The sequence below is a fragment of the Streptomyces sp. NPDC057682 genome (assembly GCF_042799575.1).
Classification (GTDB): domain Bacteria; phylum Actinomycetota; class Actinomycetes; order Streptomycetales; family Streptomycetaceae; genus Streptomyces.
In genome coordinates, this window is the sequence record NZ_JBHVIN010000007.1 from 91,642 (window position 1) to 106,615 (window position 14,974).

A 14,974-nucleotide genomic window follows, 5' to 3' on the forward strand; every position below is an offset into this window, starting at 1 on the left:
CGGGGACGAGGTCCACGGTCTTTCACATCTTTGGTGAGACAGCAATACTGTTGCACCGAGACCCGAGGAGCAGATATGGCGACCGGAGCCGAGGAGCCCACGCTCACCGTCGACGAGCTGGCGGCCCGTGCCGGGGTGACCGTGCGCACGGTGCGTTTCTACAGCACCCGGGGGCTGCTGCCGCCGCCCGTCATCGGGCCGCGCCGGGTGGGGCACTACGGGCAGGCGCATCTGTCCCGGCTGGCGCTCATCGAGGAGCTCCAGCACCAGGGGATGACGCTCGCCGCGATCGAACGTTATCTGGAGCAGCTGCCGCCCGATCTGAGCGCCCATGATCTGGCGATCCACCGGGCCCTGGTGGCGTCGTGGGCACCGGACTCGGCGGAGGACGCCACCCGGGCCGATCTGGAGCGTCGCGCGGGACGGCCGCTGGACCGCGGGGACATCGACCGGCTGGCCGCGATGGGGGTGCTGGAGCGGTCCGATCCGGCGGACGGGGTGTACCGGCTGGACCCGGGGCTGCTGCGGCTGGGTGTCGAGCTGCTGGACGTGCCGATCGCGCACGAGACGATCCTCGCGGCCCGGACCGTGCTGCTGGAGCACACCCGCTCGGTCGCGCACGAGCTGTCGCGGCTGTTCCGGGACGAGGTGTGGAACCCGTACCGGGAGCGGGAGTCGGATCCGGAGCATGTGAAGGCGATGCGGTCGCTGTCCGGGCACATGCAGCCGATCGTGCTGCAGGCCCTGGTGACCGCGTTCCAGCGCTCCTTCAAGGAGGAGCTGCGGGCCGCCTTCGCGGCCGAGTGACGGCACGACGACGGGCCGCCTCCCCGCACGGCGCGGGGAAGGCGGCCCGTCGTGGTGGCGTCAGTCGTGGAAGGTCTCGCCCTTCTCGGCCTTCTCCACGAGCAGCGCGGGCGGCAGGAAGCGGTCGCCGTAGCGCTCGGCGAGTTCCCGGGCGCGGGCGACGAAGCCGGGCAGCCCGCCCTCGTAGCCGTTGATGTACTGGAGCACGCCGCCGGTCCACGGCGGGAAGCCGATGCCCATGATGGAGCCGATGTTGGCGTCGGCGACGGTGATCAGGACGTCCTCCTCCAGGCAGCGGACGCTGTCCAGGGCCTCGGAGAAGAGCATCCGCTCCTGCATGTCGAGGAACGGGATGTCCGTCCCCGGCCGGGTGAAGTGCTCGCGCAGACCGGGCCAGAGGCGGGTGCGCTTCCCGCTCTCGTCGTACTCGTAGAAGCCCGCGCCGCCGCTGCGGCCGGGGCGGCCGAACTCGTCGACCATCCGGTCGATGACCGCGTCCGCCGGGTGGCCCGGCCAGGTGCCGCCCGCCTCCTCGACGGCCTTGCGGGTCTCGTTGCGGATCTTGCGGGGCAGGGTGAGGGTCAGCTCGTCCATGAGGGAGAGCACCTTCGCCGGGTAGCCGGCCTGGGCGGCGGCCTGCTCGACGGAGGCGGGCTCGACGCCCTCGCCGACCATGGCGACGCCCTCGTTGATGAACTGCCCGATGACGCGCGAGGTGAAGAAGCCGCGCGAGTCGTTGACGACGATCGGGGTCTTCTTGATCCGGCGGACCAGGTCGAAGGCGCGGGCCAGCGCCGCGGCGCCGGTCTTCTCGCCCTTGATGATCTCGACGAGCGGCATCTTGTCGACCGGCGAGAAGAAGTGCAGCCCGATGAAGTCGGCGGAGCGTTCGACGCCCTCGGCGAGGACGGTGATCGGGAGGGTCGAGGTGTTGGAGCAGAGCAGCGCGTCCGGCTCGACGACGTCCTGGATCTCCTGGAAGACCTTGTGCTTGAGGGCGGTGTCCTCGAAGACGGCCTCGATGACGGCGTCGCAGCCCGCGAGGTCGGCCACGTCACCGGTCAGGGTGATGCGGGCCAGGAGTTCGTCGCGCTTCGCCTCGGTGGTCCGGCCCCGGGACAGCGCCTTGTCGAGCAGCTTCTCGCTGTACGCCTTGCCCTTGGCGGCGGCCTCCGTGGAGACGTCCTTGAGGACGACCTCGATCCCGGCCCTGGCGCAGGAGTAAGCGATGCCGGCGCCCATCATCCCGGCGCCGAGGACGGCGACCTTGCGGACCGGGCGCTCCTCGATGCCCTTGGGGCGGCTGGCGCCGGAGTTGACGGCCTGGAGGTCGAAGAAGAAGGCCTGGATCATGTTCTTGGCGACCTGGCCGGTGACCAGCTCGGTGAAGTACCGGGCCTCGATGGTCAGCGCGGTCTCGAAGTCGACCTGGGAGCCCTCGACGGCCGCCGCGAGGATGTTGCGCGGGGCGGGCATCGGGGCGCCGTTGAGCTGCTTCTTCAGGTTGGACGGGAACGCCGGGAGGTTCGCGGCGAACTTCGGGTTCGACGGGGTGCCGCCGGGGATCCGGTAGCCCTTGACGTCCCAGGGCTGCCGGGACTCGGGGTGCTCGTCGATGAAGGCGCGGGCCTTGGCCAGCATCTCCTCCGGTGTGGCGGCCACCTCGTGGACCAGACCGTTCTCCAGGGCGCGCCGCGGGGTGTACTGGGTGCCCTGGAGGAGGACCTTGAGCAGCGCGTCGGCGATGCCCATGAGGCGTACGGTGCGGGTGACGCCGCCGCCCGCGGGGAGCAGTCCGAGGGTGACCTCGGGCAGGCCGATGCGGGAGCCGGGGGTGTCGAGGGCGATGCGGTGGTGGGCGGCCAGGGCGATCTCGTAACCGCCGCCGAGGGCCGCGCCGTTGATGGCGGCGACGACCGGCTTGCCCAGGGTCTCGATGCGGCGCAGCGAGTTCTTGATGGCGGTGCCGGTGTCGAACGCGAGCTGCGCGCTCGAAGGACCGATCCGGATCATGTCCTTGAGGTCGCCGCCGGCGAAGAAGGTCTTCTTCGCGGAGGTGTAGATGATGCCGCGGATGGAGTCCTTCTCGGCCTCGGCGCGGTCGGCGATCGCCGCGATGGAGTCCTTGAAGGCCTGGTTCATGGTGTTGGCGGACTGATCGGGATCGTCCAGTACGAGGGTGACGACGCCGGTCTCGTCCTGTTCCCAGCGGATGGTCGTGCTCTCGGTCATGGGTGTGTCTTCTCCGTAGGAAGGGGGACGGTCAGAGACGCTCGACGACGGTGGCGATGCCCATGCCGCCGCCCACGCAGAGGGTGGCGAGGCCGTAGCGCTGGTCGCGGCGCTCCAGTTCGTCGATGAGGGTGCCGAGGATCATCGCGCCGGTGGCGCCCAGCGGGTGGCCGAGCGCGATGGCGCCGCCGTTGACGTTGATCCTGTCGAGGGGCAGGCCCATGTCCCGGGCGAAGCGCAGCACGACACCGGCGAAGGCCTCGTTGATCTCGACGAGGTCGATGTCGTCGATGGTCAGCCCGGCCTTGGCGAGGGCCTTGCGGGTGGCGGGGGCGGGGCCGGTGAGCATGATGGTGGGCTCGGAGCCGGAGACGGCGGCGGAGACGATCCGGGCGCGCGGGGTGAGCCCGTAGCGCTCGCCGGTCTCCTTGTTGCCGATGGCGACGAGGGCGGCGCCGTCCACGATGCCGGAGGAGTTGCCCGCGTGGTGGACGTGGTCGATCTTCTCGACCCAGTGGTACTTCTGGAGCGCCACCGCGTCGAAGCCGCCCATCTCGCCGACGGCGGCGAAGGACGGCTTGAGGGCGGCGAGGGAGTCGGCGGTGGTGCCGGGGCGCATGTGCTCGTCGTGGTCGAGGACGACGAGGCCGTTGCGGTCCTTGACGGGGACGACGGAACGCGCGAAGCGGTTCTCCTTCCACGCCTCGGCGGCCCGCTCCTGGGAGAGCGCGGCGTACTCGTCGACGTCGCGGCGCGAGAAGCCCTCGATGGTGGCGATGAGGTCGGCGCCGACGCCCTGCGGGGCGAAGCCGGTCTCGTAGTTGGTCATCGGGTCCATGGCCCAGGCCCCGCCGTCGGAGCCCATCGGCACCCGGGACATCGACTCCACGCCGCCCGCGAGGACCAGGTCCTCCCAGCCCGAACGGACCTTGGCGGCGGCCAGGTTGACGGCTTCCAGGCCCGAGGCACAGAAGCGGTTCTCCTGGACGCCCGCGACGGTGTCCGGGAGTCCGGCCGCGATGGCGGCGATCCGGGCGATGTCGGAGCCCTGGTCTCCCAGCGGGCTGACGACACCGAGCACGATGTCGTCGACGGCCGCCGGGTCGAGGCCGGGGAAACGGCCGCGCAGCTCGTGGATCAGGCCGACGACGAGGTCGATCGGCTTGGTGCCGTGCAGGGCCCCGTTGGCCTTGCCGCGGCCGCGCGGAGTGCGGATCGCGTCGTAGACGTACGCTTCGGTGCTCAAGTCAGCAGCCTTTCGGGGGTGTGGTGCGAAGAGGGTGGGTCAGGCGAGCAGCGAGCGGCCGATGATCTCCTTCATGATCTCGGTCGTGCCGCCGTAGATGGTCTGGATGCGGCCGTCGGTAAACGCCCTGGCCACGGGGTACTCCGCCATGTAGCCGTAGCCGCCGTGGAGTTGGAGGCAGCGGTCGGCGACGCGCTTCTGCAGTTCGGTGGCCCACCACTTCGCCATGGAGGCGTGGACGGCGTCGAGCGTCCCGTCGGAGTGGTCGACGATGCAGCGGTCGAGGAAGGCCCGGGTGACGGCGCACTCGGTGGCCATCTCGGCGATCTCGAAGCGGATGTGCTGGAGCTTGGAGAGCGGTCGCCCGAAGGCCTCGCGCTCCTTGACGTACGCGGTGGTGATCTCCAGGAGGTGTTCGGCGGCGGCGATGCCGGCGACGGCTATGCCCATCCGCTCCTGGGCGAGGTTGGTCATCAGGTGGATGAAGGCGCCGTCGCGTTCGCCGAGCAGGTTCTCCTTGGGGACGCGGACGTCGTGGAAGAAGAGCTCGGCGGTGTCCTGGGACTTCTGGCCGATCTTGTCGAGGTTGCGGCCGCGCTCGAAGCCCTCGGCGCCGCGTTCGACGACGATCAGCGAGAGGCCCTTGGCGCCGCCCTCCGGAGTGGTCTTCGCGACGACGATCACGAGGTCGGCGAGGATGCCGTTGGAGATGAAGGTCTTGGAGCCGTTGAGCAGCCAGTGGTCGCCCCGGTCCTCGGCGGTGGTGCGGATGCCCTGGAGGTCGGAGCCCGCGCCGGGTTCGGTCATGGCGATGGCGGTGATGATCTCGCCGCTGCAGAAGCCGGGGAGCCAGCGCCGCTTCTGCTCCTCGGTGGCGAGGCCGGTGAGGTAGGGGCCGATGATGTCGTTGTGCAGGCCGAGCGCGAGGCCGGGGGCGCCGGCCCGGGTGAACTCCTCGGCCAGGACGGCGCTGTAGCGGAAGTCGGGGTTCCCGCCGCCGCCGTACTCCTCGGGGACGGCGAGGCCGAGCAGCCCCTGCCGGCCGGCGGCGAGCCAGGCCTCGCGCGCGACGATCCCGTCCTTCTCCCACTGCTCGTAGTACGGGAGGACCTCCTTGGTGAGGAAGGTGCGGACGGTGGCGCGGAACGCCTCGTGCTCTTCGGTGAAGATCTGCCGCTGCATCAGTCGGTCGTGTCCTTCCGGGTGGTCCGCAGGGCCGGCACGGCCCAGTCGGCGGCGACGGCCTCGGTGTCGGCGCCCGGCAGCGCGGGGCCGCCGCGCACCGAGGCGGGGGTGGCCGAGAAGCGGGGCGCGGGCGCGGGCTGGGTGAGCCCGCCGTGGTCGACGAAGGTGGAGCGGGCCGCGAGGTGCGGGTGGTGCGGGGCCTCGCGCAGCGAGAGCACGGGGGCCACGCAGGCGTCGGTGCCCTCGAAGACCTCGGTCCACTCGGCGCGGGTGCGGGTGCGGAACCGGGCGGCGACCACGGCGCGCAGTTCGTCCCAGCGGGCGAGGTCGCCCCGGTCGGGGGCGGTCCCCGCGATGCCGAGGAGGGTGACGAACTCCTCGTAGAACCGCTGCTCCAGCGGGCCGACGGCCATGTGTCCGCCGTCGGAGGTCTCGTAGCTGCCGTAGAAGGGGCAGCCGCCGTCGAGCAGATTGCTGCCCCGCCGGTCCTGCCAGCCGCCGGCCGCGAGCATGCCGTGGATCATCATGGCGAGGTGGGCGGCGCCGTCCACGATCGCCGCGTCCACGACCTGGCCGGTGCCGTCGGGCGTCCGGGCGTGCTGGAGGGCGGCGAGGACGCCGACGACGAGATAGACGGAGCCCCCGGCGTAGTCGCCGACGAGGTTGGCCGGCACGGTGGGCGGCTCGTCCGGCCGGCCGATCATGGAGAGGGTGCCGGTGAGCGCGATGTAGGCGATGTCGTGCCCGGCGCGGTCGGCGAGCGGCCCGTCCTGGCCCCAGCCGGTCATCCGCCCGTAGACGAGGCGGGGATTGCGGGCCAGACAGGCGTCGGGGCCCACGCCGAGGCGTTCGGCGACTCCGGGCCGGTAGCCCTCGATGAGGATGTCGGCGCGTGCGACGAGGTCCAGCACGGTGGCGGGGCCGTCCGGGTCCTTGAGGTCGACGAGGACGGAGCGCTTGTTGCGGTTGGTGAGGTCCTTGGCCGGGTCGATGCCGATCCCGGCGCCGCCGGGCCGGTCGACGCGCACCACGTCGGCGCCCAGATCGGCCAGGAGCATCGCGGCGAACGGGCCGGGCCCGATGCCCGCCAGCTCGACCACACGTACTCCGGCCAGGGGGCCGCGCGGGCCGTCCGGACCGTTCCCTGTCGTTGCCATCGAGCCCCCAGCGGTGTGACACAACCGATGTAACATCGATGATGCTAAGAACGCGCCGGGCTCCGCACAACCCCTCGGAGCGAGCAAGCGCTTAGGTCGTTCCAGGAAACTCCCGTCGTACGCCCGAACGACCCGGTCCGGGGGTCCCGCCCGCGCTCCGGGCGGACGGCACTCCTTTCGGAACACGCCGGATACCTCTTTCGCCGGATCCTGCCCCATGAGCCCTCCCCGGGCGCCCAACGCCACGGCCGCCTCGGCTACCCTCTGCGTGCGACCTTGGCGCCGGCCCCCTGCGGAGGCACTGATGAACAGGCAGAACGGGGCGGAACGCCCCTACGACGTAGTCCTCTTCGGCGCCACCGGCTTCGTGGGTGAGCTGACGGCCGAGTATCTGGCGGCGCACGCGCCCCAGGGGTGCCGCTGGGCGCTCGCCGGACGCAACCGCGCCAAGCTGGAGCAGTTGCGCAACCGGCTGACCGACACCGATCCGCGCTGCGCTGACCTCCCGCTGCTGCACGCGGACGCGGACGACGAGGACGCCCTGCGCGAGCTGGCCGAGTCCACCCATGTGGTCGCCACGACCGTCGGCCCGTACGTCTGGTACGGCAGGAAACTGGTCGCGGCCTGCGCCGAGGCCGGAACGGACTACACGGACCTCTCCGGTGAGACGGAGTTCGCCGACGAGGTCTTCCTGGAGCACGACACCCGCGCCCGCGAGACCGGGGCGCGCATCCTGCACGCCTGCGGTTTCGACTCCGTCCCGCACGACCTGGGCGCGTACTTCACGGTCGGGCAGCTGCCCGAGGGCGTCCCGCTGACGATCGACGGCTTCGTCCGCTCCAACGCCGCGTTCTCCGGCGGCACCTTCGCGTCCACGCTCAGCATCATGAGCCGGCAGCCGCAGACGCTGCGCGCCGCCCGGGAGCGGCGGCTGCACGAGCCGCGTCTGGTCGCCCGCCGCGTCCGCGCCCCGCTCGGCCGACCCCGCTTCAGCGCCGAGACCGGCACCTGGGCGCTTCCGCTGCCGACGATCGACGCGCAGATCGTGGAGCGCTCGGCCCGTGCGCTCCCCCGGTACGGCCCCGACTTCCGCTACCGGCACTACGCCTCGGTCAAGCACCTCCCGGTGGCCCTCGGCGGCACGCTCGCCATGGGCCTGCTGCTCGGTGCGGCGCAGGTGCCGGCCGTGCGCGACCGCCTGATGGACTTCTACGAGCCGGGCGACGGACCGGACGCGGAGCGCAGGGAGCGCAGCTGGTTCACGGTCCGCTTCGTGGGCGAGGGCGGTGGGCGCCGGGTCTTCACCGAGGTGTCGGGCGGTGACCCGGGCTACGGGGAGACGGCGAAGATGCTGGCCGAGTCGGCGCTGTGCCTGGCGCTGGACGATCTGCCGGAGACCGCGGGCCAGGTCACCCCGGCGGTGGCGATGGGCGACGCGCTGCTCGACCGGCTGCGCGGAGCGGGGATCCGCTTCCGGGTGGCGGATGTCCGCTGAGCCGTCCGGCGCGGGGGCTCAGAGGATCCAGGACGCCAGGGTGTAGAGCATGGCGCCGGCCCAGACGAGTCCCACCGCCCCGCCGAGCAGGACGCCGAGGGCGACCCGGCGCGGGGCGGGCGGCGAGGGGACGGTTCGGCCGGATGTGCGGTGTGCGTTCATGTGTCCAGACTGCCGAGCATGATCGCCGGGCGCCATCCGTACGGATACTCAGGAGGTGCCCGTCCCGTGACGGGGGCGGGCAGACGGGGCGGGCGGGGACGCGCGGACGGGGGCCGCGGCTCGTGACCGCGGCCCCCGCCTCCGTACCGTGGCGCCGTGCTACAGGTCCCGCACCCTGATGTTGCGGAACTCGGCCAGGTCGTTGTTGCTGTGGTTCTGCAGCCCGATGTACCCGCTGAGGAACTGGCGCAGGTCCGTGGGCGGGTCACCCGCCCGGGACGAGGCCTTGCCCGGCGTGTTGTCGAACTCGTTGATCACCACACCGTTGCGGATGATCGTGTAGTGCTGGCCGACCGCGCGGATCTCGTAGTCGTTCCACTGCCCCTTCGGGGTCACCCCCGCCTTGTCCAGGCCCACGGGCTTGAAGTTGTAGACCGAACCGGTCTTCTGGGCCTCGCCCGTGGCTCCGTCGTAGATCTGGATCTCCTGTCCGCAGTAGACGGCGAGCCACTCCTGGGCGGTGCGGGCCGAGCCGACCGTTCCGCAGCTGCCCTCGGGCCGGTCGGCCAGCGGGGTCCGCGGGTCGGGGAATCTGATGAAGACCCCGGTGTTGGCGTTGGCGGTGCCGGGCGCGACATCACGGAACTGGAGTCTCACGGAGAAGTCCCCCAGCGCCTTCTTCGCGTACCAGAGCATCCCCATCCCGCCGGAGGTGCGCAGGGTGCCGTCGGGCTGGAGGGAGAACTTCCCCGGGCCCGCCTGCCGCCAGTCGGCCAGGGTGCCCGCCGTCCCGTCGAAGAGCGGACGGTATCCGGGGATCTTGCCGATCCGGCTCTGGGCCGCGGCCCTGCCGATCGCGGACGCCTCCTTGTTGTCCAGCACGTCCTCCTTGCGGAGGTCGTTGACCACACCGTTGACGTGGCTGACGAACGCGCCGTGGTTCGGCCAGGACGCCTCGTCGTCGATCAGGTCGTTGACGGTGCAGCCGCCGCCGGCCACGTGGTTGGCCACGCCCGTGTCGGTGTCGAGCAGCCGGACGGTCTTCCGCGCGTCCGGCGCGGAGCAGCCGGCCTTCGCGTCGATCGTCGCGGTGGCCTTCTCGCCGTCGGCGTAGGTGACCGTCAGCTTCGCCTTGTACGTGCCGTAGTCGGCGTAGGTGTGCGTCGGGGCGGCCTCGTGCGAGGGCGCGCTGCCGTCGCCGAAGTCCCACTCCCAGGCCACCCCGCCGACGCGGGTGCCGGAGAACGCCACGGTCTTCGGCTTGCTCTGGGTGACCACGCGCGCCCCGGCCGCCTGCGGGTTCGGGGTGGCGGGACCGCCGTGGTAGCTGATGCGGATGAGCTTCTGGTTGGGGTGCAGGCTGAAGAAGCCGCCCGCGTAGTCGAGCATGTAGAGCGCGCCGTCGGGACCGAACTTGGCGTCCATCCAGCTCTGGAGCTGGGTGGCGCCACCGCCGGGCGCGATGATGGTGCGCAGGTCCTCGCCGAAGGCGGGCGCGCCGGCGTCCTTGACGCGGTCCGGGTCCACCGTCACCGCGACGCGGTTGTTGGCGTTGGACTCGTCACCGATGAACCACTTGTCCTCCCAGTACGCCGGCCAGGCGACGCCGCTGCCGGTGTCCACCTGGGAGCGGTGGTAGGTCGGACCGGACATCACGGCCTGGCCGCCGCCCTTGAGGTACGGCTCGGTGTAGGTCGCCTCGCTCTCCACGTACGACGGGAGTCCGCTGCCGTCGGAGCGCTCGGGGTAGACCGGGCCGCCGCCCTGGGGGGAGTACCAGATCATGTTGTCGCGGGCCGGCGGGATGTCCGTCAGACCGGTGTTGCGGGGCGACTCGTTCTTGAGGTGGTCGCAGTCGTACCAGCCGGTGAGCTGCTTGGCGTCGGTGTTGCTGCGGTCGCGGTACGGCTGCTTGTTGCCCATGCAGTAGGGCCAGCCCTGGTTGCCCGCGGAGGTGATGACGGTGGCCGTCTCGTACTTGGCCGGGCCCAGCTCCGGGTCGGGCGCTCCGGCGTCCGGGCCGACCCAGCCGGCGGTGAGCCAGTTGTGCTCCGGGTCGATGGCGAGCCGGGCGATGTTGCGGACGCCCATGACGTAGATCTCGGGACGGGTCTTGTCCGTGCCCGGCGGGAAGAGGTTGCCCTTGGGGATGGTGTAGGTGCCGTCCGGCTCGGGGTGGATCCGCAGGATCTTCCCGTTCAGGTTGTTCGTGTTGCCGGAGGTGCGGCGGGCGTCCTGGAAGGAGACGCCCTTGTAGTCCTCGGTCCAGTTGTTCCCCGAGTAGCCGCCGGAGCCGCCCGAGGAGTTGTTGTCACCGGAGCCGATGTAGAGGTTGCCGTCCTTGTCGAAGGCCATGCCACCGCCCGCGTGGCAGCAGCTGTGGATCTGGGTGTCCCAGTGCAGCAGGTCCTTGCGGGTGCCCTGGTCGATGGACTCGGAGGCGAAGTCGTACGTCAGCCGGGAGACCGTGCGCTGACCGATCCGCTTGTCCCGGTCGATCGAGTCGTGCGGCATCCAGAAGATGTACATCCACCCGTTCTTCTCGAACTTCGGGTCCAGGGTGACGCCGATGAGGCCTTCCTCGTTCTTGACGAGTTCGTCGCCGCTGCCCCGGTTGCCCATCACGTCGAGCGTGGTGAGCAGTTTGACCTTCTTGGTCCTGGGGTCCCACTGGTGGATGGTGCCGCAGCCGAGGCCGACCTTCGGGTCGTTCCAGTCGACGATCGCGCCGGACGGGCAGGCGGCCTTGCCGATGTAGAAGGCCTTGCCGTCGGGGGCCATGGTCAGACCGTGCGGCTCACCGATCTGGTCGAGCTGCCCGGCCTGGTTCTGCGCGGTCAGCCGCTCGGTGGTGTAGTTGGACGCGATGGTCGCCTGGCAGTCGCCGCGCACCATGCCGGTGGTCCACTCGATGGCGCCGAGCAGATGGCTCCGGAACTTCGCGTCGTCGGTGTAGCTCTCCTCCGTACGGCCCATGCCGGTGTAGAAGGAGCGGCCGCCCTCGTAGTCGCGGCACCACGAGACCGGGTGGAAGGCGCCGTTGGCGCTGAGACCGGGCTTGTAGGTGTGCTCCTCGACCTGTGCGATCGTGTGGACCTTGCCGATGGGGTTCGGGTCCCAGTTGATCCACTGGTCGGAGCGGGTCCAGTTGAGGGGCAGGCCCTTGTTTGCCGGGTGCTGGCGGTCCGTCACGTCGACGACGGCCTTCTGCACCTTGGAGTCCTGCGGCGGCGTCGGGTCGGCGCTGAAGAGCCGCAGTTCGGCCAGCTGGGTCAGGGAGTCACCGCTGTTGGCGGTGACGTCCAGCCGGTAGTGCCGGTACGCGGTGGTGTTGGTGAACTGGAACTGCCGGGTCTGGAAGCGCGAGGGGAAGGTCTCGCCCTTGCGGGTGTCCAGTGTCGTCCAGTCCTTGCCGTCCTCGGACCCTTCCAGCTTCCAGTCCTTGGGGTCCCGCTCGGTGAAGTCGTTGGCCGAGGTCAGCGCGTAGTTGACGACGGCGACGGGCTTGTCGAGCTTCATGGTGATCGTGGCGGTCGGCGAACGCCCCAGCCACTTGGTGTCGTTCTTCCCGTCGAACAGCTTCTCCTTGGTCTCGTTCGGCGGGTTCTCCGAGTTGACCGAGGACTCGGTGACCTTCTCCGCGTCCGGCAGGCCGAGCGCCGGGCGGGAGCCGATGAGCCCGGTGAACCAGGAGGAGTCCGCCTGGGCGCGCGCCGCGTCGTGGACGCCGACGAAGCCGCCGCCGTCACTGATGTACGACTGGAACGCGGCCTCCTGCTCGGCGCTGAGCGTCACGCCGTCGGCCGAGAGGAACACCACCCCCCGGTATGTGGCGAGGTCGGCGGTGTTGAAGACCTTCGCGTCCTCGGACTCGACGACCTCGAAGCCGTTCGCCGCGCCGAGCTTCTCGATCTCGGCGGCGGCCTTCTTCACCGGGTCGTCCTGCTTGGCGGCGGGCCCGTGGAAGACGAGCACGCTGACCCGGGAATCGGTGGCGGCCCGCGCCTCGCTCGCGCCGTCGGCCGGCCGCGCCTGGGCCTGCGTCGCGGGCAGCGCGGACAGCCCGACGCTCAGCGCGGCGCTGGACAGCATGACGACCGCCCGGCGCCAGGGGCGTACCCGGCCCGGAACGCGCCGCCCGCGGGAGGGCGGGGCTCCGCTGTGCCTCGACCATGTGAACCGGTCTCTCTTGCCCATGCTTACTCCTTGACTCGATCCGGAACCGGAAGAGCGTTCAGGGATGGGATGCGGGGGGCGCGAATGGAGAGGGTGCGTACGGCTCTAGTGGTGGTCCATGCCGGCCATGTCCCCCATGCCGCCCATGCCGCCGTCGCCGCCGGGGACGCTGCCGTCGGCCTCGGTCACCCGGAACATTCCGACCATGCCCATGTCCGCGTGGCTCTGGACGTGGCAGTGGTACATCCAGTTGCCCGCGCCGACGCGGGCACCGGCGACCACCTGGAAGCCGAAGGAGTCGCCCGGTCCGACGGTCTTGGTGTCGATGACCCTGGTCTCGTCCTTGGGGCCCTGCATGATGCCGGTGCGGTTGTCGACCCAGCGGTGGCCGTGCACGTGGAAGGTGTGGAAGAACTCGCCGTGCGTGATGACGACGAACTCCACCCGCTCGCCGACGACCGCCGTGAAGGTGGGGGTGTCGTGGTGGGCCTTCTGATTGATCGTCATGTCGTTGAAGACGACGGTGAACTGCTTGTCGGGCAGGACGTCGCCCTTGCGGCGCACGATCACCGCACCGTACAGCCCCTTCTTCAGGCCGCCCGTTCCGTGCTCGGTGCCCACGTTGTGGTCGTGGTAGTGCCAGTAGCCGGCGCTGCCGCTCTCCCAGGTGCCGTCGTGATTGGGGCCCGGGGCGTGGGTGCGCCAGACGTAGGTGCGGCGGCCGCCCGGTTCGACGACGCTGTCGTTCATCTTGGTGCCGTCGCTGGCCACGTCGTAGTCCACGCCGTGCACATGGAGGCTCGCGGCGACGTCGAGGTTGTTGACGACCTCGATGTTCATGGTGTCGCCCTCGGTCAGCTCGATGAGCGGGCCGGGGATCGAGGCCTTGCCGGGTTCCAGGCCGTAGCCCATCTCCCCGTTCGGCAGCTTCTCCATGTACAGCGTCAGCTCGCGTACGGTGCCCTTGCCGTTTCCGTTGCCGTTGCCGTTGCCCTCGGCCGGCTTGTCCTTCGATACGGCGGCGGTGGCGCCGAGCACCGTGGGGACGACGGCCGCCGCGGCGGCGCCGGTGGCGAACGCGCGCCGGGAGAAGAAGCGTCCGTTGCCTGGAGCTGAGCCTGAGCCTGAGTCGAACATCGCTCTCCAATCCTCGAAACGCTCGGCTCGCGAAGGCGCACGCGGTCGTTTCGTGGTCGTGTGTGAGCCGCCGACGACGACAGCCGTGCTGCCGGCGGCGGTACGCGTGGTGCACCTGGCGTGCGGGCCCGCCGGGGGTGGCGGGGTGGGCGGGGCACCGGACCGCACTGCGAGGGGGGCGGGCCGGACGGACGGGCCAGGACCTGACGTGAGCTCTGACGCGGTCCGAGGAGCCGGCTGCCGCCGGGTCCGGATCCGCTGAATGAAGGGGATTCGCCTCGGAACGCTGGACACCGTAGCGGCCCCGCCGACAGTTTTTCCAGACTCAGGTCAAAGTTGGTTGGATTCTCGTCATAGGTCTTGGCGAATAGTCAAAAGAGCGGCTAGCTTCCGACGTTGTCACGTTGAAGGAGGCTGTGTGAGCCCCGCTCCCGGGGGATCACGGCGCCGACGGCCTCGGTGTGGGACAGCGAACGGGAGTCGATCCGTCCGTGCGCGGGTCACGGCGGACTGGCCGTGGCCCGCGCGCGGGCCGGTCGACCGGCAGCAGCACGATGCGCGTCCCCGTCCCGGCCGGGAACCGGCCGCCCCGGGGCACGCGGGCGTGCTCCGTGAGAAACGTGCTCGTCCCGGCGTGCGACCGATCGTCCAGCAGGCGGGGCCGTGAGTCCCATGCGGTGCCGCACCAGCGACATTTCCGAGAGGTGCAGCAGTGTCCACAAGACTGCTCCATGACCAGACGGATCCGCCCCCCTCAAGCTCCGCGCCACGTGACCGGCTCACCCGGCATCCGGTGCTGATGGCCGTGATGGCCGTCGTCTTCACCGCCTTCGCCCTGGCGGCCCCGGCCGCCTACGCGGCGATGACCGGCGCCCCGTCGAAGGCGCCGGCCGCGACGGCCGCCGCCGACCAGGTCCTGACCTGGACGGCCGGCGACGACTACACGAAGTACACCTCGGCCCCCGCCACCGCCGTCGCGGGCAAGGCGACCATCGTGTTCGAGAGCAGCGCCGCCACCGGCAACACGACGGGGCTGACGCACACCCTGACGTTCGACACGGCCAACGGCGACTACAACAACGATGTCAGCCTCAACATCCTGGCCAGCCCCTTCGACGCGGAGGGCGGCAGGCACTCGGTCGAGGTGACCCTCACCCCTGGCACCTACCGCTACTTCTGCGCGATGCCGGGCCACCAGATGATGGTCGGCGAGCTGGTGGTCACCGCCGCGCCGGGCGAGGACACGACGGCCCCGGACACCAACGCGACCGTCGCCGGGACGAAGAACGACGCCGGCGAATACATCGACACCGCCACCGTCACCCTCACCGCCACAGACACCGAATCAGGCGTCGCAGGCATCGAATACACCCTCGA

10 protein-coding genes are annotated in these 14,974 nt (G+C 70.7%); 3 read left to right on the forward strand and 7 right to left on the reverse strand.

The window, feature by feature from the left end; all coding sequences use genetic code 11:
• Positions 1-75 precede the first annotated feature (75 nt).
• Positions 76-807, forward strand: coding sequence for a MerR family transcriptional regulator (locus ACFVDM_RS14675; protein WP_383638286.1), 732 nt, complete (start codon positions 76-78; stop codon positions 805-807).
• A gap of 60 nt (positions 808-867) precedes the next feature.
• Here ACFVDM_RS14675 and ACFVDM_RS14680 read toward each other — a convergent pair whose 3' ends face one another.
• The 4 genes from ACFVDM_RS14680 to ACFVDM_RS14695 are packed head-to-tail and all read right to left on the reverse strand — an operon-like array spanning position 868 to position 6,627.
• Positions 868-3,039: a 3-hydroxyacyl-CoA dehydrogenase NAD-binding domain-containing protein gene (locus ACFVDM_RS14680; RefSeq protein WP_383638289.1), complete on the reverse strand. Its 2,172-nt coding sequence runs from the start codon at positions 3,037-3,039 to the stop codon at positions 868-870.
• Between the two features lie 31 nt (positions 3,040-3,070).
• A complete protein-coding gene (locus ACFVDM_RS14685; protein ID WP_383638292.1) occupies positions 3,071-4,285 on the reverse strand; it encodes an acetyl-CoA C-acetyltransferase in 1,215 nt (404 codons plus the stop codon).
• A gap of 39 nt (positions 4,286-4,324) precedes the next feature.
• On the reverse strand, positions 4,325-5,467 hold the full coding sequence (locus ACFVDM_RS14690; protein WP_383638295.1) for an acyl-CoA dehydrogenase family protein: 1,143 nt from the start codon (positions 5,465-5,467) through the stop codon (positions 4,325-4,327).
• Positions 5,467-6,627 carry a CaiB/BaiF CoA transferase family protein gene (locus ACFVDM_RS14695; RefSeq protein ID WP_383638298.1) on the reverse strand — a complete coding sequence of 387 codons (1,161 nt, stop codon included), beginning with the start codon at positions 6,625-6,627 and terminating at the stop codon, positions 5,467-5,469. The genes ACFVDM_RS14690 and ACFVDM_RS14695 overlap by 1 nt, the downstream gene beginning before the upstream one ends.
• Positions 6,628-6,931: 304 nt before the next feature.
• On the opposite strand from ACFVDM_RS14695, the gene ACFVDM_RS14700 reads away from it, so the two are divergent.
• Positions 6,932-8,122 (forward strand): saccharopine dehydrogenase family protein, encoded by a 1,191-nt coding sequence (locus tag ACFVDM_RS14700; protein ID WP_383638301.1) that lies wholly within the window; start codon positions 6,932-6,934, stop codon positions 8,120-8,122.
• A gap of 18 nt (positions 8,123-8,140) precedes the next feature.
• Here ACFVDM_RS14700 and mmpA read toward each other — a convergent pair whose 3' ends face one another.
• The 3 genes from mmpA to ACFVDM_RS14715 all read right to left on the reverse strand — a co-directional run bounded on the left by mmpA (position 8,141) and on the right by ACFVDM_RS14715 (position 13,597).
• Positions 8,141-8,284 carry a morphogenic membrane protein MmpA gene (mmpA, locus tag ACFVDM_RS14705; RefSeq protein ID WP_383638304.1) on the reverse strand — a complete coding sequence of 48 codons (144 nt, stop codon included), beginning with the start codon at positions 8,282-8,284 and terminating at the stop codon, positions 8,141-8,143.
• Between the two features lie 159 nt (positions 8,285-8,443).
• Positions 8,444-12,481, reverse strand: a complete 4,038-nt coding sequence (locus ACFVDM_RS14710) for a ThuA domain-containing protein (protein ID WP_383638306.1) — start codon at positions 12,479-12,481, stop codon at positions 8,444-8,446.
• Between the two features lie 84 nt (positions 12,482-12,565).
• Positions 12,566-13,597 (reverse strand): multicopper oxidase domain-containing protein, encoded by a 1,032-nt coding sequence (locus tag ACFVDM_RS14715; protein WP_383638309.1) that lies wholly within the window; start codon positions 13,595-13,597, stop codon positions 12,566-12,568.
• Between the two features lie 862 nt (positions 13,598-14,459).
• Here ACFVDM_RS14715 and ACFVDM_RS14720 point away from each other — a divergent pair.
• Positions 14,460-14,974, forward strand: a 515-nt coding sequence (locus tag ACFVDM_RS14720; RefSeq protein WP_383639147.1) for a plastocyanin/azurin family copper-binding protein, incomplete at its 3' end; no start/stop codon positions are given.